Genomic DNA, 22,432 nt, shown 5'->3' with positions numbered 1-22,432 from the left:
CAATATAAGTTGATTCCCTGGCTTCATTCATTTTCGCCAGCTATTTCGTCCTGCCAATCTTAGCATATTTAAGTCGGATCCTCCACGGGTATCCGGTTTAATGGCTCCATATCGCCGGCCATACCTTAAACCGGTGTTCTAACAAAGCAAATGAACTCCTGTTGGCTGGAAAACCGTTTTTTTGGGATTTCTCACCTTTTACTGTTTATCCTGAAACTGTGACGGTCAAGCTCCTCCATGCAGAGCAAGGCGGAGATAAAGTTCTGCCGAGAAAAGGGCCACCCCCATAGCGCTGATGGCAAAATCCCACGCGTTGAACCTCAGGGTTTGGCTCTGAGTGACCTTGCGCGTAAAGCCAAACCCCCGATTCAGCATCGCCATGGCCAGGGAATTGGCCAGAACAATCGAATAGATGAGCAGAGGCACCATGAGCGGAATATATGCCTTAAAAGGCCAGACAAGCCCTTTGCCTTCAAACTTGGCCCCACGCGCCTTCTGGGCATCCAAGATCTGCCGGCGTTTCTGATCCAGAGCAGGAATGAAGCGCAGGGCAGTCGTCAAAGTGAAAGCAGCCACAGGGGGCACACGCCACTTATGCAAAAGGCGAACAAACTCCTCAACCGGAGTTGTCGTCGTCAGAAACACGGTGGCAAAAACCATCATGAAAATTCGCCACAGGAAGTTCAAACCGGACTCAATTCCGCCTTTGGTCAAGGCTAGGGTATGACTAGGCAGGACATAGAAGATTACGTCACTGTTCGCCCCTGCGAGACTCGATCCGCAGCGCAGCGCATCGACCAAAACAATGAGCAGAAAAACCGGCAACAGGGGAAGAAGTGCTCTGATTATCCGTTGCGGTCGCGCCCCTGCCGCCAGTGCCAACCCTCCGATCAGCGCGGTTAAAGTCAGATTGTAGATGAGGCCCTTGAACAGATAGGCTGAGACAGCCGCGATGAGAAAGAGAAGCATTTTTGTCCGCACGTCCAGCCCCTGCCAAAACCTCCCTCTGTGCTTCTCCTGCGTGTACTCACTCTCCTCGCGGCTATGCTCCTCACAGCTATTCTCCTCAGACTCATTCTCTGCGTACCGCATTTCATCCGGCAAAGCCAAGTCCTGAATCCGGCAATCCCGCCAGATCCGCCCTTTTCTCAGCACAATCACACGACTGGCATAGGTCTGCACCAACTCCAGATCATGGGAGATCATAATAATGGTCGTACCGCTTTGATTGAGCTGCTGAACAAGAGCCATCAGCTTTTGTATTCCGAGCCGGTCCAGGCCGGCCGTCGGCTCATCAATCACCAGAATTTCCGGCCGCAGCGCTATGATTGAGGCCACGGCCAACATCTGGCGTTGACCTCGGCTCAACACATAGGGATGCTTGTCACGGGCACCGCTCAAACCGGTGACGCCCAGCGCCTCTTCTACCCGTTCGGCCGCTTCGCTGCTCTTCAGCCCCAGGTTCTGCAAGCCAAAGGCATTCTCTTTTTCGACGGATCATGGCGCCTCCACCTCTCCCGGAACTTCATCCATTTTCCTCAGATTCGCTTCCTGTCTTAGACTTTATGCGGAATCTGACTGCTAACTAACCGATCCCAGACGCACGATGGGGACAGAACAGCACAACTGCCGCCGAACTTGCAAAAGAACATCCGATGCTGCAGTTTTTTCTACAGTAACCACAGCACAGGTAGCCGGTCCTCCCGACTTCTCCAAGTCTGGCTTCTCTCCGGAGAAAGCATCCTCTGCCCGCTCCTCTCTCTTTTCCACTGGGTTCACATCGCAGAATTCCAACCCCAATCCTTCCGTAAGTGTCCGGATCTCGCCCAGAATCCCCTTGGACCCCACCGGGACAATGTCATGGACAGCGGGTGTGCCCCGTAAAGCCCGGATCAGCGGAGTTTGTACAATCTCGGGGTCTTCCGGACAGCTGACTTCAGAGCCCACCTTGGGCAACCCCAACAAATATACAGCGTCACCCGGCTTCGTCATCCCAATCTGCAGCTTACCGGCCTCAATCAGTCCCACCACCGTGATCCCCAAGCCGGTCTCCCGGGTAATCATGTTTTTTTCGCAGCTGATAGCGAGAGGCAATGTCTCCTCGCTTACCTGCCGAAGTTCGGCACGGATCCCCCGGAGGATTTCCTCTCCGGTAGGATCGGGCTCATTGCAAATAGCCGCTGTCACGATCCGCGGTTCGGCCCCGGTGGCCAGCACCTCCAGAAGTGCAACCCGCGTGGTAAACCGACCGGTAATGTACGCGGGTATCCGGACTCGGTCCATTTCTTTCTCCCCAATCGCGCCACTGGAATCGCAGGTAGCCACCAGGCAAAACCCTTGCGCCGTAGTGACTTGCACATCGCGTCCCTGATAACCCATTTTTCACCTCCCAACCCCAATTTGGCCGAGACGGAAAACCATGGACCGCCTGGACATAAGAAAAAGTCCATAGTCACCCTCCTCTTTGGTTCATAAACCGAAGTGGAAAATTGACCATGAACTTTACCATTGCTCATGAACGTCCGGTCACAGGCAGGTCTCCTGGCTCGGCTTCATCGTTCTGACACACCTTCCCGGTTTTCCAGTGGCTGTGAGCATCAAAACTCTGCCTTACAGTGGCGGGTCCGTCCGGGGTTCACACCCGGTTCCCTATTCTCCCCCTCTGGGGCACCTGTTACCTTTTCTGAATTATTTTTATTCTACACCGGTCCGCGAGAATGGTCAATATCAAGGGGGGCACTACAATTCTCGCAGACAAAACTCTCCTTTGACGGGATTAAATGCGTCACGTGGCGGCCGCAACACTCACAAACCGGAGGTTCAAGCTCACCCATGACCGGGTTAAAGAGGACCGTATAAGGCAGCACCTTGTCCTTATGCTGCAGCTCGAGCCTGACCCGGAGGCAAGGGACATGATAGGCTACCACATGTTCGAGACGAATCTCGACCTCTACCCTAAAGCGTTCGTCCAGATCTCTTTCCCGCCGCTCGCGGTCCGCCAAAATGGCTGCCAACTGCTGTTCGAGGCGGGTTTTTACACAATTTTCACAGGCGTAACTTCGGGCGGTTCCCGCCCTACAGAAAATCTATGTTTAGGCCATGGCACTCAGTCCACGCTCTAAGATGAGTTTAGCACTCACTAGATCCCGATCCATCTCTAATCCGCAAACGGGGCACTCATGGAGACGGACACTGAGGTCTTTGGGGACATGCGCTCCACATAAGCAGGTTTGCGATGTGCCCTTGGGGTCAACTAGAACGTGTCGTTTCCCCTGGCGTAAACTTTTGTACTCAATGTAGTCTCCGAATTTCCCCCATCCGGCATCTTGGATGCTCTTGGCGAGTTTGTGATTTCGGATCATGTTTTTTATCGTTAGATTCTCCATGATAATAACGTCATGGTTCTTGACGATTTGAGCACTTGCCTTGTGGAGAAAGTCCCTGCGTTGGTTGGCGATTTTGGCGTGTACTTTGGCGACCTTCGCTTTGGCCTTCCCTCGGTTGTGTGAACCTTTCTTTTTGCGGGAAAGCTTGCGCTCCACATTCGCCAGTTTTTTCTCCGTCTTGCGGAAGTTGCACCCGCTCACCAGCCGCTTACCTACGAATCGCTTTCGTCAGGTGCCAGCTCTCCCAGAAGGCGCTCATCCAGTTCTTTCACAGCCTGGTAATGTTCTTTCGCAGAAGCCAAACGCTCACCCAGCTCCGTCATTTCCGCGTTAAGCCTGGCATCATCGCTTGAACGGGCCCAAATATCCATGAGAAGGTCTTCGAAATCCCTCTTTTCCGTGAGATCGCCCAAGATCATATCCAGTTCGCCCACGACCAACTGAAACATGTTGATTTTGGCATCGAGCAATTCCAACAAATGCGCTTCGATCTTATCGGTCGCCGAGAGATTATAGATCCTGACGTTCTTCTCCTGGCCGAAACGGTGGATGCGTCCGATCCTCTGCTCTATGCGCATGGGATTCCAAGGCAGATCATAGTTAATCATCTGATGGCAGAATTGGAGATTGCGCCCCTCGCTGCCGGTTTCCGTTGAAACTAAGCCGTCAGCCTCTTCGGCAAAAAACCGGACCTGTTCTTCCTTCTCCTGCCGGCGCAAACCGCTGTGCAGTTCGGCCACTTTCCAGCCCGCGTGTCTCAAGGTTTTGGCCAAATAGCGTTGGGTCGCTGAAAAACCGGTAAAAATAATAACCTTATCCTGAATCTTGGGCAGCAACCGGAGCACAGCTTCGACTTTAGCCCGACGGGGGATAGCTTCAGCCTGCCGCGCCAAACCAGCCAAGGGGCGGCGCAGATCGTCGGGGTAGTCGGGAGAGACCGCCATTTTCTCCAGGGTAGGCAAAACAGCTTCAATGCTGCTGCCCGCTTCGCGTTGCAGGACCTTGAGAACGAAGGCACTGATCCCCGCCCTGCTCCCGGCTTGCGCCTTGTCTCCTTCGCGTTGGTAGTAACCACGGACAAAGCCAGTGAGTCGGCGATAAAAAGCCATTTCATCCGGACTGAGTTCGATCCGGACGATATCTGCACTTCGCCCGCCGACAATAGCGCCGGTCTCACTGCGACGGTTACGCACCATGACTTCCCGGATCAGCTGTTTCAGGGTTTCCGCGTTTTTGGGTTTCAAGGGATCCCCTCGGGTTATATATTTGTGTTTAAACGAAGCCGCCGTCTCCAACTGACCCGGAGAGAGCAGCGTAATCAGGTTAAACAGCTCTTCCAAATCATTTTCCACCGGGGTCGCCGTGAGCAGCAAGATGTATTTCTTTTTCAACCGGCTCACCAACCGATAGGCCTGCGAACGCTGGTTCTTCAAATGATGAGCCTCATCGATGATCACCAGGTCATAGTTGAGCGCGAGAACCTGCTCCTGCCTGGCCGCCCGCTTGACTGTATCAATAGAGGCGATAATCCTGGGAAATTCCCGCCAAGGATTGTCGTTAGCGCGAAACTCGGGGCTATCGTAGACAGCAAAGTCCAAATTGAACTTGTGCTGCATCTCTTCCTGCCATTGTTCGACCAAGGACGGGGGTGTGAGAACAAGCACCCGCTGTACCAAACCCCGCAGGATATACTCCAGCGTAATCAAGCCTGCCTCAACCGTTTTGCCCATGCCCACTTCGTCACATAATAAAGCACGCCCGCGTAAGCGCATAAGAACATGGCGAACGGTCTGCAGTTGATAGTCGAGCGACTGGACATCGCGAACCGCGTTTAAGGCCATTAAAGTCTCAAAGCTGGGGTGTACAGCCAGTTCCAAGGCCTGCCAGCGCAAATACAGATCATCCGCCGGCGAGAAACGTCCCGCTTCAATTTCATCCAGCAGCAGTGACGCCTCTCGGGGAAAGAAGAATATTTTCACAGAGGACGCCTTGCCGGACATCCCTGCAGACATCTCTGAAGAAGACATAATGGGAGTAAAGGACCAGGACTCTGCAGTAAAATCCATCGCTGCGTTTTCCGGATCCTGCACCGGCTTGCCTGGAGCCATCGCTGGTCTGCTTGAATCCCTCTGCGGTTTACCCGCTTCCTTCGCTGATTTGTCTGGATCCGCCGGTGATTTGCCTCGATCTTTCGCTGCTTTGCCGGGACCCGTCGCTGGTCTCCTTGAATCCCTCTGCGGTTTACCCGCTTCCTTCGCTGATGTGTCTGGATCCGCCGGTGATTTGCCTCGATCTTTCGCTGCTTTGCCGGGACCCGTCGCTGGTCTCCTTGAATCCCTCTGCGGTTTACCCGCTTCCTTCGCTGATGTGTCTGGATCCGCCGGTGATTTGCCTCGATCCTTCGCTGCTTTGCCGCAACCCGTTGCTGGTCTGCTTGAATCCCTCTGCGGTTTACCCGCTTCCTTCGCTGATTTGTTCGGATCCGCCGTTGATTTGCCTCGATCTTTCGCTGCTTTGCCGGGATCCGTCGCTGGTCTGCTTGAATCCCTCTGCGGTTTACCCGCTTCCTTCGCTGATTCGTTCGGATCCGCCGTTGATTTGCCTCGATCCTTCGCTGCTTTGCCGGGAGCCATCGCTGGTCTGCTTGAATCCCTCTGCGGTTTACCCGCTTCCTTCGCTGGCCTATCTAGATCCGTCGACCGTTTCTCCTAATCTACCGTCCGAACCGGTCGCGAGGCCATGGGTGCGTCAGCTGCCGGTCTTACCTGCGGCAGAGTCTCCGGCTGAATCACTTGAGTCCGTTTTGGCGTCACCCCGCCGGTTGTTGAAAGAGCGGTCTTCGCCATCCCCGCCTTCGGCTGTTTCGCTGTCCTGTCTCGGACCGCCTCATCCGACCTCAGCCCCGGTGTTCGCTTGACAGGAGCACTCTGCGTCGTCTTTGTTTCGCGGGGCTGCTTTGTTTCTGTCTGGACCCGTTTTGACACCCTAGACGTTGCCTCGGCTTCGGGAGGTGTCGTTAAGGGAGCATTCCGGAGCGCCTTGGTTTTGGCCTCCCTGCCCGTCTCGGCTTCGGTCAGCCGCGGCGTCTTCGTCTTTGCCACGTGCAACGCCTTTGCCTTGTGCGGCGCCTTTGCCTCGTGGGGCGCCTTTGCCTTGTCCTCCTCCGAAGTATTGGCCAGACGGCCAAGCGTCATCTTTACCTGAGAATGTGACTCTGTGTTTTCCGAAAAACCATACTCAAAAGACAATTGCTTGTACTCCACCGGTGCCGAATCCTGCCCGCTTTTTGTGAGTGCCGCAATCCGGTAGTAATTCTCACCTAAGTAACTCATCTCTAACCAGTCGGCTTCCTGATTTTCCAGGAATTCCACCAATTGGGACCCTTTCAGAAAAGTCGCCGAAGAATTGACCCTGGCCATGATCCAACGGCCCTGCTCATCCAGCAGAACCACCTTTTGTTTAGCCAAAGGGCCGAAGATCCCCTTGAGCTTGTCCTCAAGCGGCAGGCCCTGGAGCACTCTCAGTTCCTGTGGCAGCTTAAAAGCAACCGTGTTGGCTGATTCCGGCATGGATACCCTGTCACTCCCTAACGACTAACCCCTTTACCCTTCGACCCTCCCCTGGCCATCTTAGCCTGACAAGGGTTCACAAGCTCGATCAGGCTGTTCCTTGACGTTAGCACCATTCTAGCACGTTTTCCCAGTCAGGTGAACCCTCGCATCCGCACTCGCGCGGACACTCCTGACCGCAAAACTGTGGCCTTCTCCTGCCAGCGCCAACCGTCTTTCATAGGGTTGCCTACTTAAAGCTGCATATTGAACCCAAACTTCCCGAACAGGAGCCCTGCAATAATCAGAAGACGAAAGGCTTCCCAATATGTTATCTCCCTGATGTTAAAAATCCGGGGAATAGTAATGTTCCAAAGCCACATAAAGATTCTGCTTACAAGAAAAAAGAAAGCAATCCAGATGACTAAAAATAACGGCGGTAGCGGTGGAAGAATTCCTCCAAAAACTGAATGTCCAACCATTTCTATCACTCCTGTAATAATTTTCATTGGAATATCATGGTTTCTCCTTTTGAACTAACACCCTGTCCAACATACTTACCAGAATACCTGTCCTCGGATATGGCCGGGGGAAACGTTCCTCATCCCCCACTCCCCCAAACGCTCCCGGCGGCAATTAGCTTTCAAAATAGTGCCCCCGGAATACCGCCGATTTTGGCTATGGGTTGGAGCCAAAATGACTGCCTCACTTTCCACAACGCTCCCAGCGGGAGATTTACCTTCGATAGGGAGCGTCACACCTTCTTTTGCAAAGTGAAGAACAGAGCCAAATACCCACCCTCGACAGAGCGCTCCGCGCTTGGGTTGGCCCCATATGTAGCATTTCTACATGTTTCAGCGTATTCCTCCCAGGGCGCGACAAATAAAAAAGCCCTGTCACGAATTTGCCAGACGTCAACACCCTACCTCGTCTGAGCAATCGGTCCTCCCGCCCATCTACACTGTTTCCGACAGACCACCCAAGCGCGGAAAGAATATGAACGACTATTTGAAAATCATCCTGAAGATACGGCAGCATTGGAACGCGAATAAGTTTTTTCTGCCCTTACACACAAATTCAAACTTCTTGATTTCTGTTATCATATATGATAACAATCAAAGCGGGACTCGGCATATACTAAGATTAGAGGTGTATCCATGGAGTGGCCAGTGGAATACTACAAAAAGGAAAATAGCAGCATTCCCGTCCTTGATTATTTGCTAACCTTAGATGCAAAAATGAGATGCAAAAATGCGGGCAAAAGCCTATAGTGAAATTGAGCTTCTTGAAAAACATCGCTCCCAATTAAAGGAACCCTATGTAAAGCCGGTGAAGGGTATTCGATATAAAGGAATTTTCGAACTGCGCGTTAAATTTGCGTCGAAGGTGTGAGGATGAGTAAAGCAGGAGTAAAGTTTTCCGAAGTGAAAGAGCTTTTAATGAAGGATGAAGAATTCAAAACGGAATATGAAAAGCTAAAACCGCGTTATGATGTGATTTCCCAAATCATTGAAGCGAGAACCAGCCAGAACATTACCCAGGAAGAATTGGCACTCCGGGTTGGAACTCAGAAATCCAATATCAGCCGCCTGGAAAGCGGAACGTACAATCCATCCCTTGACTTCCTGGCCAAAATTGCCCGTTGCCTTGGGAAGGAGGTACAGGTTACATTAAAATAGAACCGTAGGAAAGTGTTAATGGCACTACAGGCAATAAAGGCACTGAAAAAAGATCAGTGTCTTCTTTTATGCCTCAAAATCAAGAAAAACGGCTTTGCTTTTATGAAAACCACCGACCTTTCCCTTTCGGCCGCTTATCTTCGAGACAACCGTATGCGAAATGATTCATTCTTCCAAAGCCAGATAGGCCTTTTCCCCGATCCCCTTTCCCAGACTGGGCAGCTCCAACAGCATTAAGCCAAGGTTCAAGGTTTTCGGGTCCGGATAGCCCCGGAGCACGTCAAACAAACCCACCGATTCTTGTGCTTCATTGGCTATGCCAAATAGCACCTTGTGACTTTCCTCTACGCCATCAGGCCTTTCACTGAACAGTTCCAGAGCCGCACCGGGTCTAACCGGCTCTTCGTCCTCGAACGTGAGGTAATCGGAACATCTCTCGAGCAGAGCCTGGACGTTCGGAAGATCTTCTCTTGTGAGTTCTCTCAGCGTAATTTTCACTCCATCATCCTCCTCAGTTCTGGCACCGCGTCTCTAACATCTAAGGGTTCACGATCTCGGGTTATAGCTCATAGTGCAATCACCCGATGTCGCAAACCCTCTGTGTGACAAACCTATCCCTGACAGCCGACTCCAAAGAAACTCTAACCTTGGTACAACGGATTCCCTCGTCTTTAGCGCAAGGATCTCTACGATTGCTGGCTAAGCGCAAATTCGACCGCCCCTTGCGCGTGAAGCAACGTGGTATCGAATATCGGGACACTGGAGTCCTCCCGCTTAACCAACAGTCCGATTTCGGTGCAGCCCAGAACAATGCTGTCAGCCCCTCGTTCAATTAAATCTGAGATAATTCTTCGGTACTTTGCTCTTGATTCGTCCACAATACGTCCTAGGCAAAGTTCCTGAAAGATGACCGTATTGACAAAACCCCGGTCCCTTTCCTCCGGAACCAGAACCTTTAGGCCCTGAGCTTCAAGACGCGCTCTGTAGAAGTCCTGTTCCATGGTGTATTTTGTTCCCAGGAGCCCCACCGTCTTTTTGCCGTCCGCAAGCACGCGCCGGGCCGTAATATCCGCAATATGAAGCAAAGGAATCCGGACTCTTGCTTCAACTTCCGTTGCGACCTTGTGCATGGTATTCGTCAAAATGAGCAAGAAATCCACACTGTACAGAATACACTTGGCCGAGTGCAGACCACCCAGCCGGCGTTTCACTTCTTCGTTGATACATTCGGCTGCCCGCTGTCTGGCAGTCGGGACAGCTTGTCTGCTCACTCCACTCGCAAACCTCGCAATAAGTCCAGCACATACCGAGCATTCTTTTATCCAGCATGACAACTTGTCCTCCCAACACATTTCATAATCTTAGGCAAGCCCGGAGATCCTCGAAAAAGCCGCCTACTCCTTATACACCCTGTAGCCTCCATCGACCGGAATGACAGCCCCTACTAAGTAGTTCGCCTGCTCTGAGGCTAGGAACAGGGCGATATCCGCAATTTATTCCGGTTCCGCCAAGCGGCAAAGAGGAACCAGTGCCTCTCATTCTAAAGAACTCCCATATTTCCCAACGCCTCTCTCAAAGCAAAAGGTGTCGTAAGTGTATGCTAGGGAAGCCCGAAGGAGTTGCTCCAAGAACGTTTTCCTCTGTGTCGTCAATAAACAATGATTCTTTCGCCCGTTCGCCTTGATTCTATACATCCCGATAAGTCGATCAAAAATCTCTTTCTCTGGTTTCAGGAGTTTCTCTTTGAACGAGAGGATGCTGTTAGCAGCCACTCTAATCTGGACCGGCATAAGCGAATTATTCTGGACTGTGTCCGTCAGTCCGTCCGTCTGTCAAAAGGGCATAGCATAGCAAAGAAAAGGGCCGGTTACCCTAGGGTACCGGCTCCTAAACACTTAACGGTTCATTTTCCGTAGTAACTCATTCTAGCCCTAAAGGTTAGGATATCCCCCCTTGCCTCGCGTAATTTCTCCACAAAGACTTTTCGAAACCAGACGGTTCTGTTTCGGGTGGGCGGATACTGGCAGAACTTATCGTTCACCTTACATATCGCCTCGATCATTTCGGATGGGTCATACCCTAAACTGTTTGGGCTAGAGTATAAAGTCCGAAAGCTGGCGGTATTGCCTGTCCAGGAATTGCCCGATATAATGACCATATCTTTGGAAAGGAAAAGGATGCCTCGTTAACCGTAAATCCGCCATCAACAGATTCACGAGAGGCATCCCTCAAAAAGGATCATGGTTATTATATCAAAATATGATCTAATTGAAGACCCCCTTACTAAAGTTTTTTGTTAGGTGTGCAGAGTCCGTCCCTTGTCCTTGCTGCGGAGAACAGCTCAGCGTCATCGGAAGTCGAAGAAGGAAAATAAAAACCCGTTCTGGGCAAACCCGGGTGCTAATCATTCGTAGATTGCGTTGTGCGCAGTGCAGGCGAATTCATCACGAACTGCCTGACTGTATCGTGCCCTACAAACGTTATGAATCTTCCTGTATCGAATGCGTCGTTCTGGAGGGTTCTGAGCCTACCGACGTTGCGGCAGATAATGCCACATTGTACCGTCTGCGAGTGTGGTTTATCACGATCCTCCCGTATTTTCTGAGCTGTTTAAATGCCATTGCGATTCGTCTTGGGCAAGACCCTGTGGAGGAGCCGTCCGTCCCCACACTTTCTGCACACCAAAGAATTGGACTTTACGTTGGACATACATCCGGTTGGCTGGCGAGAATTGTCCGCCCCCTCGTCAACACAAATTCCTGGGTACAGACCCGTTCTGCATTTCTGTCCGGAAACGCCTGAGGTAGACTGAAAATCGAAGTCTACCTAAGAGAGAGGAAAGGTGTTTGCGGATGAAAGATCAAAGAAAAGCCGAGGAGATTGCGGCCGAGCGTGTTCAGCTTTTGTCGCCTCTCCTGACGGAAGGGCTCGATCCGGCCAAAGCACGGGAGCTCAAGTACCAACTGTGCCTTGCCCACGGAATTTCCGAGCGAACCCTACGGCGTTACTTAGAGACTTATCATCAAAAGGGATTTGAGGGTCTCAAACCCCAAGGAAAAGGTCGAAAACCAACGGAGACGATCGCCCCAGAGCTTCTGGAACAAGCGATTCTGTTGCGTCGGGAGGTACCCCGCCGGAGCATTGCCCAGATCATTCAGATCTTAGAATGGGAAGGCAAAGCGAACCCTGGAGAACTCAAACGCTCCACCTTGCAGGAAAAACTCACAGAGCGCGGTTACAGCACGCGCCAGATGCGGATGTATGCCAGTACAGACATCGCTTCCCGACGTTTTCAAAAGCGGCATCGTAATCAATTATGGCAATCCGATATCAAATTTGGCCCATACCTTCCGATTGGCCTCAAAGGCTCCATGAAACAAGTGTATCTGGTCACCTTCATAGATGATGCGACACGGCATGTGTTGCATGGGGCCTTCTATCCGACCCTTGATCAAATGATCGTGGAAGACTGTTTTCGAATGGCTATTCAAAAGTGGGGATTGCCGCAGGGGGTGTTCTTTGATAACGGAAAGCAGTATAGAACCAAAGCAATGAGCCGAACCTGCTCCAAACTTGGCATCCGTTTACTCTATGCAAGGCCATATGCCGCAGAATCCAAAGGTTATGTTAAGACTTCCGTTATGTAAAGAAATGCGATTCCAAAATGCGGAAGCACCCTGTTTTGGTGTTATATATCTTTACATAATAATCAGGAAGTGTTACTCATAGATCAAAACATCAAGGAGGGTTTGATTTATGGTAACTGACTTTAAAACATTGGTTTCTTTATGCGAAGACGAGCTAAACAGTCGGGAGTATGCCGCTATACACCTCGGCAGAATCAAAGCAGAATGGGAAAATCTCGCTAATTGGATGGAACTGCAGAACTACACGACTTTTTCCGAATCAATGGGCTTGTAGATTCCGGGGTGGATTTGATTTACATACGGGATTTGCTTGGCCATGTCAGTGTTAAAACAACGGAGGTGTACGGAAAAGCAGATGCGAGGCGAAAACGTGAAGCGATTGAGGCAGCCAGTAAAGAAATCGTTCCAGCAGAGACAGCGGAATGGGATAACAATACTGATTTGAAACAGTGGCTGAAAACATTCAACCGAAGATGATTATGTAAAGAAATCTCGTTGGGACTTTCGTTATTTCAAGGATTTCACCGAAAATCTTTACATAACGGAAGTCTTAACATAACCTTTGGCAGCGGCATCCTGGGGTGAAGTATGGATCAGTTTACAGCCCAGTAAGGTGGCAGAGCGCATTAAGGATTTGCCCATATACGGAGAACCTCGGTCGACATACAAACTATTGGGAATGCCATAGTTGGCCACGGCTCCCCTAAAGAGGTGCATGACCCACGCTTCATTGTCCTCAAAGACATACCAGGCCGCAACCACAAAGCGGGCAAAGTCGTCGATAAATACGATCGGCTTGGCCAGCCGCGTCTTCTCCGGCTGAGTCGGATCGACGACGTAGAGATTAGGTCCTTTGGTATCCGCCAGCCAGAGCCATTGCGGATAGGGAGACTCATAGGAAAGCCGGACTTTGGCGCTGTTGTTGTGGCTGGGGAGGATGCCTGTTGCCTTAGGGTGTGACGGTCTAGACTCAGAGAGCGTAAATAGCGGGCAATGGTCGATTCCGAAGGGATCGACGGAGTACTCGTTTCCGGATGAGCCATCAGTTCTTCACGTAACTGGCTGACACTGCGATAGGTGTTTTCTTGGCGCCATGTCCTTAAAGCGGCTTTTTGTTCTTCCCCTAGATTCCGGAAGGTATCCCGGTCTTTGCGCTCTTTGGGCCATAAGGCTTTCCCCTGATCCGGATTTTCCCGGTATTCCTTTAGCCATTGGTAGAGGAGTGACCGGCTTAAGGTTCTTTTACGGGAAAAGGGAATGGAAAAGGTCTTTTCAGTCAATTCGTCAATGAGTCGGGAACGCTCGGCCGGCTCTAAATCCCGAAGCTTTAAGACGATGGTTTTTCTGAATTCCTGAATCTTCTGTCGTTCATGGTTCAGACGATACACCACGGCACCTCCCTTAAGACTTACGAGGAGCTAGAGTGGCGAGTCCTTGTACAGCCTGCATGAATGTTTGGTAGGTGGAGTGTGGCCACCAGGGAAAGGGGGGCTGCAGATGGTTTAAGAAGTTCGCCAATTCATCCACACTCAAGGTCGAACGCCGCAGGAGCTCGGCCGTGTAATGGCCTGGATCCACGGATAGAGTGCGGGGACTGACGGTGGGCGGCAATTTTCCTTTCTTCTCCAGTTGCAGGCGTTCCTCTTCCGTCGCTTCCTGCCACCAGTCAATCAGGTGGGCCGTTTGATCTTTGGTCAGGTAAAGGCGCCTCACCAGAGCCATGACCCGACTTTGGTCGTTGCCCTGGGGCAACCGGGCGAGTTCCTGAGCCAGGCGAGGTCTCAGCTGGCCTTCATCCAGGGCCCGCTTCACCGTGAGGTCTAAGCCGGTGAGCAATTTTAAGCGGCGGCTGACCCAAGACTTGCTGTGCCCCCACAGGTCACCGACTTCGGCCAGGCTAAAGCCGCCTTCCCGGATCAGCCCTTGCATCATCATGGCCTCTTCTAAGGCACTGAGAGCTTTCGTGAGTAAATTCGCTGTACAAAAGATGATTAAAGCCGTACGCGGGTCACAGGGGTAAACGTGGCCCAAGATCGTTTTCTGCCGCAACTGGCGTACGGCCCGTACCCGGTAATGTCCATTGAGGATTTGGTAGCTGCCCTCTTCCAGAGGTTGCACCAGGATCGGTTCCAAGAGCCCACTGACTCGGATGGAGTGCGTTAAGCTATTTAGGTGGCCTTGATGGTAATAAGCGAGGCGCAAGGGGTGATCCGCTAATTTGTGGCAGGGCAAAGCCAGAACACTTCCCCTATCTGGCGGATCCAAGGTGGAGTTGTCCTTCTTATTCATCGTCCTTCTCCCTTCCGGCCAAAACTCTCGGTGGTTTTGGCCTTAAATTTAAAATTCTTGGGCCAGCTTCAGTCTACCAAGAGAGATGGACTTCCAGGGGTTTCTTTTTCTTTTTTGGGTTTTAGAGCCTATGTTCAATAGTGTTCAGGCCGTGTTGAGAACACGGTCCTTTTTCCGCCCTTCTTTAGGATAAAGCATGGGTATTTGCTTCTTTGAATTCACGAAAAGACGCTCTAAGGCTGAGAGAAAATAGCCGAGAATCTCGGGAATATGGGGCTGATACGGCCATAGGAAGCGAAGAAGAAGGCGTACTCCCTTTTCCCGGATGACCGTGTGGGTATAGATGGATTTTGGGGGCGGCCAATGGGGGATGGGCCATCCAGGGATCGTCTTCACGGCCGGAAGGTGCTCTTCACAAAGCTTGCGAAATTCGGCATCGGAATGGATGAATCGTCCTAAAGCCTGTACGGCTTTGTAGAGGGTACTGTGGGCCATCCGGTTCACTGGATCACAGAACTTCTGCGGCAACTCCCGCCAAGTGAGCTCGGAAGCTTCATAGGCCAGAGCAACAAAGATCAGCGCAGAAAGCGTTAACTTTGTCCCTTGCACTAGAAATGAAGGGATGACCTTAATAAGCGTACCGCACTGACAGCAGCGTAAAACCGGTTGAGGAACTTGCTTGAGAACCAATCGTGCCGATTCCCACTCGGGAACCTGCCAATTCTCGGGGAGCTCCAGATCCCAGCAAAAAATAGGAGCCATGGATTGATACTCTAGGCTGTGAATGGCCAAGCAATACGGACATGCGTCAATATCTTGAGCGATATTCTTCGCTTTTTGCGCGTTCCATAGGTTGCAATATGGATAGACGTATGGTAAATTTATCCCATCTATATCACTCACTTTCATTAGTGGGTATGCCCTTTTGGCTGCTGACTGCTACGTCTATGGAAGCCAGAAGGGCATTTCTATTGACCCGCTCCTTTTATGAGGAATAATACAACGCACATCCAAAAAAACCTGCCGGTCTCCCAACCCACAGGGTTATTTTTTAGTCCATTTTAATTTGACCGACAGACGGATCTAGTCCAGGATAAAGCGACCGGCAACAAGGATGCCCCCGTCGAAAATCCCGAAGAAGTCATATCTCCGGGAAACATCGTCAAAGGCCAGTTGGTGGAAGTTAGACAAATAGTAGACTTGAGCCGTTACAGTTGTCTGCCAAAAGACATAAGCCGCAGATTAGCCCGCAATAGGAGACACTTTCAGCAATGGATTCCTTGTCCACAGAGACTCCTCTCTTTTCGCCAACTCTTTCTCATACGCTTAAACCAGCTATTGTCTTTCTGCTACACATCCACGAATGACCGGTTCAAAACCCAGGGCTTTCCACGCACTCTCGGCTTCGATATTGTTCACGACATAGTTCAGCGTGAATGTGTTGACCCCAAGCTCCTGAAAAGCACGCATCATCTCGTTCAAAAGCAGAGAACAGATGCCGTGCCTTCTAAAGCCTGCGTCTACCCAGACATCGCCTATCTTTACATACCGCCATACTTCCATGTTTCTGTCTTCGATGAGTTGACCTACCGCCATTCCCGCAACTTGTCCGCTTTCCTCACCGGATGCCACGAGAACCAGAAAATCGGACTTACAGAGAATCTCGCCGTAATATTCGGGCAGCCTTTGCTTCCAGACTTCACTATGCTTTAGGATTCGTTCGTTTGCAGTCTCCATGTGAAACTGGAGATTCTGCCTCATGCGCACCAATATGGGAATGTCGTCCTTGGTCGCTCTCCGAATTATCCAGTTGGACCACGATCTTTTTGTAGCCTCTGCCATTACTGTTCCCCCAATCGGTCTAACTCCAAAAACCCAGAGGTGCCTTCCACGCCTAAATATGGGTCTCTTTTGTTCCCTTAACGTCGACGTCCGCACTTGACTGGCTCGGTGTGTTCCAAAAAAGCCTTGTCCAAAACACTCCCCTGTTTACTCCAACAGCACGCTGAGCATTTTCTGCCTATTCTTCATAAAGGCCTGCATCACTTGGTAGTGCTCCGTATCTTCATAGTCCACCCGCTCAAGCCCGTCCCCGATTTGATAGATCACTGCCCCAGGATAGGCCATGATGATCGGAGAATGTGTGGCAATAATGAACTGCGCCCCTTCCTGAACCAATTCATGCATTCTTGCCAGCATCGTCATCTGGCGGGAGGGCGACAGCGCGGCTTCGGGTTCATCGAGAATGTATACCCCTTCACCCTGAAATCTGTTCTGAAGTACGGCAAAGAAGGACTCTCCGTGGGATTGTTCGTGCAGCGGGCGACCGCCGTAGTAGTTGATTAAGTCCGGGCCAAGCTCGTCCACATTGGTCGCGAAATTGTAGAAGCTTTCCGCGCGCAGGAAAAAGCCGTCGCGGGGCCTTTTTGTACCTTTCACTATCCTAATATAGTTGTTTAGCTCGGAGTGGGTGGCCCTGGAGGAAAAGTTAAAATTCCTCGTTCCTCCTTCGGCATTGAATCCATAAGCGACGGCTATGGATTCCAAGATCGTCGACTTGCCCGAGCCGTTTTCGCCGACGATGAATGTAACTTTGGGATCGAACGGCAATGAACGCAGTTCTCTGATTGCAGGTAGATTGAACGGATATTCGGCAAATGACGGGACCTTCTCCCTCATCAATTCAATACATCTTATGTACTGTTTCATCATGCTTAAATCCATCAGATCCTCCCCAAAATCTCATTTGCCGGCTCTCAGGATTCTGACCTGCTCCCTCAATATTCTCAACTGTCTTCTGAGCGCCAGCGGCGTCACGGTCAGACCTTCTTAAATCGGGCCACTCCAGGATTGCTGAGATACTCCCATATGCCTGCTTCGCCACTATGAACCGCCGCTATCTCCACGTGGGCCATGGCTATCCCGCAATCCAATCTTTTGGAGATATGGTAGGAATCCTTCACGTTGTCAACCGAGAGTTTAATCGATTTATCTTCCACGGAAAAGCGCCACGGCTGTCTGTTGACCGCGGAGGGGGCAAGGCGAGCCGCTTCCAGTGAAGTACTGATCCACCGAGGGACAGGCCCTATGGGCTTTTCCAGCCACAGTTCTTCCAGGCTTTTGCGCTTGCTGCTTTTGACCAAGCCTGCCATCAGTTTTTCTTCCAGTGAATACTGCTCCTTCACAAATCCGAGCGGAGATACTGCGAGGACTTGTTCATCGCTCTTGAGCTCAATCTGGGACCGGACGGCATCGGGCCTAAAAGATGCACCTACCCAACACGTCCCCAAGCCGAGAGATGTCGCTTCGAGGATCAAAAACTCGCCCAAACGCCCGGCCTTTTCTTGAACGTTCCTATCGTCCATCTCACCGATAAAGGCGGCATATGCCGGCGCATTTCTAATCTTTCCGTAGGCAACCTTCAAGTAGAGGTTTACGCTGTTCAAGAGTCCCCCCTTAGACGTTTAGAACATTGGCTAGTTATTGCCATCCAGTAAATTTCATCACTGTCACTACGATGGCACTCTCGCAGCTAATATTACAAGGTATTTTGATAACCGTTAGTGCAGGCCCGGGAAAACGTGACGTGGGGCGAGTCGGCAGCATGGAGTCTTTCGTACGCCACCGACTTGTCCTGCCCTACCCTGCTAACCGATCTGTATCTTGCCCCAGGTCAGCCCTTACATCATCCTACCGAAAAATGTAATAAGTGCGGCAAGAACTCTATCGACAGGGGCCAAATTCCCTCCCTCCTCACTTTTTCCCGTAAATCGGCCCAAAGTTGGCGCAAGCCCTAAAGTCGGCCCCCTCCAAGTCCTTGGTGCCGAATGCCGCCCAGGTGCTGGCCCGGAAAATCCTTTTTAGCTGTTCCTATGGTATTGAACGATATCATTTGCTATTTTATTGGCAGTTTTCCCTATTTCATTGGAATCCAGAGTCAATAGAACTCCATCTTTAACAACTATTTTTCCGTTAACAATAGTCATTTTAGTCAGACTTGAGTTTCCCAGACATACCAAAGAAACTAGAGGATCATGGCATCCAGCGTACTCGATGCCATTTAGGTCAAACAGAATTATATCTGCTGCTTTTCCTGTATCAAGTCTTCCTGTATCGTTTCGTCCAAGTACATCGGCACCACCTCGCGTTGCAACTTTTAAGATTTCATATGCGTTAAGACCTTCTGTTCCATATTTAAGGTGATTCAAAAGATATGCTCTTCTCACTTCTTCCCACATATTAGAGCCATCATTACTCGCACTTCCATCGACTGCAATACTTAGCTTTCCTCCAGCTTTAACAATTTCTGATGTTCTGCATATCCCGCTGTTCAACTTCATATTGGAAGAAGGACAATGAGCGATACCTGAACCTTTGAGGTTAATCACTTCTTCATCATTGAAATGTATGCCATGTGCAAACCATACATCAGATCCCAGCCACTCTAACTCATCCATCAATTCATAAGGTCTTCTTCCGAACTTACTTATACAAAAAGCCTCCTCATCCGTTGTTTCTGCAAGATGAGTGTGCATCATGACGCCTCTTTTTCTGGCAAGATCTTTAGTTTCAGACATAAGCCTTTTTGTAACTGAAAATGGGGAACACGGTGCAAGCGCTATTCTGAGCATGGAGAAATCGCTTGCATCATGGTATTTTGAGATAAGCCGGTCACTGTCCTCTAATATCTGAGCCTCAGTTTGGATTACACTCATAGGAGGAAGTCCTCCCTGATCCTTGCCAAGTGACATAGAGCCCCTCGTTGCATGAAATCTTATACCAATATCCTTAGCTGCTCTAATTTGATCGTCTATCAGTGTTCCCGGCTGACCATTGGGGAAAACATAATGGTGATCGGATGTTAATGTACAACCTGTCCTCAATAACTCACTAAAGCCTACCAATGCACTATAGTAAACCGCTTCTGGGGTCAGATACTTCCAAAATTCATATAGTCCAATAAGCCACGGGAAAAGAGGTTTCTCCTGAACCTCCTTGATTCCTCTAAACATCGTTTGATATAAATGGTGGTGAGTATTAACAAAGCCAGGCAACGCAACTAATCCAGTACAATCAATCACTTCGGTTTCTTCAGGTACGGCAAGTTCTTTCCCAATCCTCTCAATCTTGGGTTCTTCTAGAAGAATGTCCGATTTCTCAAATATTTCTTCTCTGTCGTTATAAGTAATAAGTAAATGTTCAGTGAACCATTCAATGAACATTTAAAAGTCAACGAAACGGGCCGGACTTAGTCCGACCCGGCGAGAATTTGACGAAAGTTCTTATGGAGTGGATAGAGGTAAATACTTTTAACGGGCAGTTTGTACTCGTTGAGCCGATCCCATTTACCCCGTCCCTGCGTTTCCCCCACGTAAGACCAGTTGGCCGCTTTGTAACAGGTTCCCCTATAGCGCTCTTTGTCAACAAACGTTTCGAGTAATACGGGGGTGTGGCCATAGGTCGCTTGCCATTCTTGCGGCAGGCGCTTGGCAGTGAGGGATAGGATTTTGGATGCCAAGTTCTTGACGTGAACCCAGGGTAGAAGTAAAAAGCGGGAATTGTTTACCACTAGGTTCAAGTGCTTCAGGCGTTGCTCCTTAGTCCAGCCGACGAGTTCGTCGCGAGGCCGCAAAGCCCAGGCCGGTGATGAAAAGCCGATGGCTCCCAGAAGCACGCCGGAGTCGGTATAAATGAGGTAGCGAATTTGAGCTCCGGGCAAGCGCGTGTAGCCGAGATAGTGATAACGCTCAATCAGTTCGTTCCAAAAGCGCGATTGTTTTGACCCACTGACTCGGATGAACCGGATAGAGCCCAAGTGATGGAGGGGGACCGTGATCGGTTCTCCGGGGTCACTCGCCGGGGTAAACTGAATTGGGCGCAGCCGGTTGTTATCTTTGCTTAGGGGAGGAGGGAGTTCGATGATGCCGTCTCGATGCAAACGCAACAAGGCCACACGGCAGCTCATGTCTTTGAGTCCTCCGTCCGGCTTACGCCAATTCAAAGCACGGCAGACCTCCTGAGAGATTCGCTGCCGGTTCAGATTCCCTTGGCGGATAAGGCTGCGGATGAGTTCCAGATCCTCCGCGCTGAAGGTGCGTCCCCTGGCTTTCACAACGGATATCATGGGCTCTTTCCTTTCTTTAAAAGGAGCGCCTCACGGTCCGGGCCGGTGATGTTCCAGGGTAGGAAGGAGGCTAACTCCTCGGGTTTCTGGGGGGCTTTACCCAAACGGGCACAGGCCTCTAAGTAGTAAAGGAGATATGCTTGGGGGTTTAGACCGTTTTGAACAGCGCTCTGAAGAATGGACAGACTCATCGCCGCAAACTGGCCACCCCGTTCGGAATGGTTCCCATAGTAGTTGTTACGCCCGACCGCCGCACCGCGCAGGGCTGATTCTGCGACATTATTGTGCATAGGAATATCGACATGATCGACAAAGACCGTTAAGTGCGCCCAGTTACGGCTTAAGCTCTTAAGGATCTTGGTTTGCACCGGTTTATTCGTGGTCAGTGTCTGTTGAGCATCCCGTTTAGTCGCCATTTTCTCCATCTGACCTTCCAGTTCCGCTTGCTTCTCGGCGAATTGAACCGGATGATTCTGGCACGCGACCCGTTCATCATTGACTGCCATTAGGGTATGAATGTCATCAATCCAGTCATCCGCCCAGTCTCTCAGGGATAAAAGGCCTTCTTTTGCCCGGATGAAGTCCCGACGGACATGAAGCCAACACAGCTGACGCAGCATCTGACCGTCTAAAACGCAGTAGGCACCGTAACGGTCGACATTGATAATGCCCCGGGCTGTCTGACCAAAGAACTTCTGAGGGACCTCTTTCGAACGGTGGGGATCCAGGACGAACACGGTGGCCCGCTTTGATACGAACGTCCAGAGCCACCAGCGATACCCCTGCTTCCCTTCCTTCTCAGCGAAGACCATCCAGCGTGTCTCATCGACGTGCCAGTGGGTTTCACTGCGGCTCGTCTCGATCAGCAAGGCATACAGGGGGACGAGAAAAGCACCGATCGTCTGAAAACAGCCGGTCAGCGTCCCGGCATGGATATCTAAGCCTTCAAGCTCCCACTGCCGGATCTGACGGTTCAGTGGGATCTGAAAGAAGTATTTCTGCACAATCGTAAACACCAAAAAGTCGAGACTAAATAGGCCCTTGGGAATAAGCTGCGGCGGCTTGGGGGCCGTAATGATGGCCGGTCCTAGGCACTCACAGGTCTTGGCTGCCTTACGCCGAACGTGCTTCTTGAGGATGACCCCGACTTCATAGTCGATCTCAATTGAGTCTTCCGTGAGATTCAGATCACGATAGGGCTTGCCGCAGTGAGGACAAACCTTCTGCTCCGGCGGAATCTCGTGAATCACTTCTGTCAGTGGAAGGTCCTTGGGAATTTGGCGGCCGTGACCCCGATGACCTTTCTGAGCGCCCCGTTTCTTCTTCTCTTTCTTCGGAAAAGCGCAGGAGGAATCCGCACTGTCACTTGGAGGTTCAACCGTCACGCCATCCTTCGTCGCTAAATGGAGGTTTTCTGGCTGAGACTTTTCCGAAGAAGCCCCAAACAAATCACCGCGCAGGTTGCGCAGTTGTGCTTCCAGTTTTTCAATCCGGGCATCCCGGTCCGCCAGCTGCTGCTGAAGCCGAGCGTTCTCTTCTGCGAGCTTCTTAACATGCTCTTTCAGTGCTTTGACCGGCCCACACTTTGGAAACGTGCACAGGGACTTCTCCGATCTGGGTTTCCTCTTCGATTCAGTTTTTGACAGCTTCTTCTCATCTGTATCCATGACCTTATTCTAGCAAAGAACAGGCCACGTCGCCAGTCAAAAAATACCAATTGGCCAAAATTTAAGAGAAAAGTTAAAAGGGCAATTTACAT

The 22,432-nt window shown here is 50.9% G+C and carries 21 protein-coding genes, 1 pseudogene and 1 riboswitch; of the genes and pseudogenes, 5 read left to right on the top strand and 17 right to left on the bottom strand.

The features are described 5' to 3' along the window. Nucleotides 1-225 precede the first annotated feature (225 nt). The 6 genes from MNU25_RS09925 to MNU25_RS09900 all read right to left on the bottom strand — a co-directional run bounded on the left by MNU25_RS09925 (nucleotide 226) and on the right by MNU25_RS09900 (nucleotide 6,955). Nucleotides 226-1,470, bottom strand: coding sequence for a CbiQ family ECF transporter T component (locus tag MNU25_RS09925; RefSeq protein ID WP_240984917.1), 1,245 nt, complete (start codon nucleotides 1,468-1,470; stop codon nucleotides 226-228). A 111-nt stretch (nucleotides 1,471-1,581) separates the two neighbouring features. Next, nucleotides 1,582-2,379, bottom strand: coding sequence for an alpha-ribazole kinase (locus MNU25_RS09920; protein ID WP_240984916.1), 798 nt, complete (start codon nucleotides 2,377-2,379; stop codon nucleotides 1,582-1,584). A gap of 135 nt (nucleotides 2,380-2,514) precedes the next feature. Further along, nucleotides 2,515-2,690: riboswitch (cobalamin riboswitch) on the bottom strand. A 9-nt stretch (nucleotides 2,691-2,699) separates the two neighbouring features. Next, nucleotides 2,700-3,002, bottom strand: a complete 303-nt coding sequence (locus MNU25_RS09915; RefSeq protein ID WP_240984915.1) for a hypothetical protein — start codon at nucleotides 3,000-3,002, stop codon at nucleotides 2,700-2,702. A 90-nt stretch (nucleotides 3,003-3,092) separates the two neighbouring features. Then, nucleotides 3,093-3,587 (bottom strand): RNA-guided endonuclease InsQ/TnpB family protein, encoded by a 495-nt coding sequence (locus MNU25_RS09910; RefSeq protein WP_240984914.1) that lies wholly within the window; start codon nucleotides 3,585-3,587, stop codon nucleotides 3,093-3,095. 11 nt (nucleotides 3,588-3,598) lie between these two features. Continuing rightward, nucleotides 3,599-5,494, bottom strand: a complete 1,896-nt coding sequence (locus MNU25_RS09905; protein ID WP_240984913.1) for a DEAD/DEAH box helicase — start codon at nucleotides 5,492-5,494, stop codon at nucleotides 3,599-3,601. A 600-nt stretch (nucleotides 5,495-6,094) separates the two neighbouring features. After that, complete coding sequence (locus MNU25_RS09900) at nucleotides 6,095-6,955, bottom strand: hypothetical protein (RefSeq protein ID WP_240984912.1); 861 nt, start codon at nucleotides 6,953-6,955, stop codon at nucleotides 6,095-6,097. Nucleotides 6,956-8,185: 1,230 nt separating this feature from the next. On the opposite strand from MNU25_RS09900, the gene MNU25_RS09895 reads away from it, so the two are divergent. Further along, on the top strand, nucleotides 8,186-8,326 hold the full coding sequence (locus tag MNU25_RS09895) for a type II toxin-antitoxin system RelE/ParE family toxin (RefSeq protein WP_240984911.1): 141 nt from the start codon (nucleotides 8,186-8,188) through the stop codon (nucleotides 8,324-8,326). Between the two features lie 2 nt (nucleotides 8,327-8,328). Continuing rightward, nucleotides 8,329-8,613, top strand: coding sequence for a helix-turn-helix transcriptional regulator (locus MNU25_RS09890; protein WP_240984910.1), 285 nt, complete (start codon nucleotides 8,329-8,331; stop codon nucleotides 8,611-8,613). A gap of 165 nt (nucleotides 8,614-8,778) precedes the next feature. Here the strand turns inward: MNU25_RS09890 and MNU25_RS09885 are convergent, their stop codons facing one another. Both MNU25_RS09885 and MNU25_RS09880 read right to left on the bottom strand, forming a co-directional pair. Continuing rightward, complete coding sequence (locus tag MNU25_RS09885; protein WP_240984909.1) at nucleotides 8,779-9,111, bottom strand: hypothetical protein; 333 nt, start codon at nucleotides 9,109-9,111, stop codon at nucleotides 8,779-8,781. A 188-nt stretch (nucleotides 9,112-9,299) separates the two neighbouring features. Further along, a complete protein-coding gene (locus tag MNU25_RS09880; RefSeq protein WP_240984908.1) occupies nucleotides 9,300-9,884 on the bottom strand; it encodes an aspartate/glutamate racemase family protein in 585 nt (194 codons plus the stop codon). Between the two features lie 997 nt (nucleotides 9,885-10,881). Here MNU25_RS09880 and MNU25_RS09875 point away from each other — a divergent pair. The 3 genes and pseudogenes from MNU25_RS09875 to MNU25_RS09865 all read left to right on the top strand — a co-directional run bounded on the left by MNU25_RS09875 (nucleotide 10,882) and on the right by MNU25_RS09865 (nucleotide 12,737). Beyond that, nucleotides 10,882-11,415: a DUF6431 domain-containing protein gene (locus tag MNU25_RS09875; protein ID WP_240984232.1), complete on the top strand. Its 534-nt coding sequence runs from the start codon at nucleotides 10,882-10,884 to the stop codon at nucleotides 11,413-11,415. Nucleotides 11,416-11,465: 50 nt separating this feature from the next. Then, a pseudogene (locus MNU25_RS09870) lies at nucleotides 11,466-12,245 on the top strand (DDE-type integrase/transposase/recombinase); the annotation flags it as partial. 237 nt (nucleotides 12,246-12,482) lie between these two features. Continuing rightward, nucleotides 12,483-12,737: a site-specific integrase gene (locus MNU25_RS09865; protein WP_240984906.1), complete on the top strand. Its 255-nt coding sequence runs from the start codon at nucleotides 12,483-12,485 to the stop codon at nucleotides 12,735-12,737. Between the two features lie 57 nt (nucleotides 12,738-12,794). Here the strand turns inward: MNU25_RS09865 and MNU25_RS09860 are convergent, their stop codons facing one another. From MNU25_RS09860 to tnpC, 9 genes are all read right to left on the bottom strand, one after another. Continuing rightward, entirely contained in the window at nucleotides 12,795-13,022 is a 228-nt protein-coding gene (locus tag MNU25_RS09860; RefSeq protein ID WP_240984905.1) for a hypothetical protein, read from the bottom strand. A 639-nt stretch (nucleotides 13,023-13,661) separates the two neighbouring features. Continuing rightward, entirely contained in the window at nucleotides 13,662-14,549 is an 888-nt protein-coding gene (locus tag MNU25_RS09855; protein WP_240984904.1) for a ParB/RepB/Spo0J family partition protein, read from the bottom strand. Nucleotides 14,550-14,693: 144 nt separating this feature from the next. Then, nucleotides 14,694-15,311, bottom strand: a complete 618-nt coding sequence (locus MNU25_RS09850; RefSeq protein ID WP_240984903.1) for a hypothetical protein — start codon at nucleotides 15,309-15,311, stop codon at nucleotides 14,694-14,696. A 573-nt stretch (nucleotides 15,312-15,884) separates the two neighbouring features. Then, nucleotides 15,885-16,391, bottom strand: coding sequence for a GNAT family N-acetyltransferase (locus MNU25_RS09845; protein WP_240984902.1), 507 nt, complete (start codon nucleotides 16,389-16,391; stop codon nucleotides 15,885-15,887). Nucleotides 16,392-16,538: 147 nt separating this feature from the next. Further along, nucleotides 16,539-17,273, bottom strand: coding sequence for an AAA family ATPase (locus MNU25_RS09840; protein WP_240984901.1), 735 nt, complete (start codon nucleotides 17,271-17,273; stop codon nucleotides 16,539-16,541). A 95-nt stretch (nucleotides 17,274-17,368) separates the two neighbouring features. After that, nucleotides 17,369-17,995 (bottom strand): nitroreductase family protein, encoded by a 627-nt coding sequence (locus tag MNU25_RS09835; protein WP_240984900.1) that lies wholly within the window; start codon nucleotides 17,993-17,995, stop codon nucleotides 17,369-17,371. Between the two features lie 414 nt (nucleotides 17,996-18,409). After that, a complete protein-coding gene (locus MNU25_RS09830; RefSeq protein WP_240984899.1) occupies nucleotides 18,410-19,771 on the bottom strand; it encodes an 8-oxoguanine deaminase in 1,362 nt (453 codons plus the stop codon). A gap of 26 nt (nucleotides 19,772-19,797) precedes the next feature. Next, on the bottom strand, nucleotides 19,798-20,673 hold the full coding sequence (locus MNU25_RS09825) for a DUF4338 domain-containing protein (protein ID WP_240984445.1): 876 nt from the start codon (nucleotides 20,671-20,673) through the stop codon (nucleotides 19,798-19,800). Continuing rightward, a complete protein-coding gene (gene tnpC / locus MNU25_RS09820) occupies nucleotides 20,670-22,340 on the bottom strand; it encodes an IS66 family transposase (RefSeq protein WP_240984446.1) in 1,671 nt (556 codons plus the stop codon). Before tnpC ends, MNU25_RS09825 begins: the two co-directional genes overlap by 4 nt. Nucleotides 22,341-22,432: the final 92 nt, after the last annotated feature.

The organism is Acididesulfobacillus acetoxydans (assembly GCF_902729405.1).
Classification (GTDB): domain Bacteria; phylum Bacillota; class Desulfitobacteriia; order Desulfitobacteriales; family Desulfitobacteriaceae; genus Acididesulfobacillus; species Acididesulfobacillus acetoxydans.
Note: the sequence above shows the minus strand (reverse complement) of the source record. Positions and strands in the feature narration are given on the sequence as shown.

What these genes read in the sequence shown, in the direction of transcription:
- MNU25_RS09920 (WP_240984916.1), bottom strand. Translation starts at nt 2,379, where the DNA reads ATGGGTTATCAGGGACGCGATGTGCAAGTCACTACGGCGCAAGGGTTT.
- MNU25_RS09905 (WP_240984913.1), bottom strand. Translation starts at nt 5,494, where the DNA reads ATGGCTCCAGGCAAGCCGGTGCAGGATCCGGAAAACGCAGCGATGGAT.
- MNU25_RS09900 (WP_240984912.1), bottom strand. Translation starts at nt 6,955, where the DNA reads ATGCCGGAATCAGCCAACACGGTTGCTTTTAAGCTGCCACAGGAACTG.
- MNU25_RS09895 (WP_240984911.1), top strand. Translation starts at nt 8,186, where the DNA reads ATGCGGGCAAAAGCCTATAGTGAAATTGAGCTTCTTGAAAAACATCGC.
- MNU25_RS09890 (WP_240984910.1), top strand. Translation starts at nt 8,329, where the DNA reads ATGAGTAAAGCAGGAGTAAAGTTTTCCGAAGTGAAAGAGCTTTTAATG.
- MNU25_RS09855 (WP_240984904.1), bottom strand. Translation starts at nt 14,549, where the DNA reads ATGAATAAGAAGGACAACTCCACCTTGGATCCGCCAGATAGGGGAAGT.
- MNU25_RS09850 (WP_240984903.1), bottom strand. Translation starts at nt 15,311, where the DNA reads ATGGCTCCTATTTTTTGCTGGGATCTGGAGCTCCCCGAGAATTGGCAG.
- MNU25_RS09845 (WP_240984902.1), bottom strand. Translation starts at nt 16,391, where the DNA reads ATGGCAGAGGCTACAAAAAGATCGTGGTCCAACTGGATAATTCGGAGA.
- MNU25_RS09840 (WP_240984901.1), bottom strand. Translation starts at nt 17,273, where the DNA reads ATGGATTTAAGCATGATGAAACAGTACATAAGATGTATTGAATTGATG.
- MNU25_RS09830 (WP_240984899.1), bottom strand. Translation starts at nt 19,771, where the DNA reads ATGTTCATTGAATGGTTCACTGAACATTTACTTATTACTTATAACGAC.
- MNU25_RS09825 (WP_240984445.1), bottom strand. Translation starts at nt 20,673, where the DNA reads ATGATATCCGTTGTGAAAGCCAGGGGACGCACCTTCAGCGCGGAGGAT.
- tnpC (WP_240984446.1), bottom strand. Translation starts at nt 22,340, where the DNA reads ATGGATACAGATGAGAAGAAGCTGTCAAAAACTGAATCGAAGAGGAAA.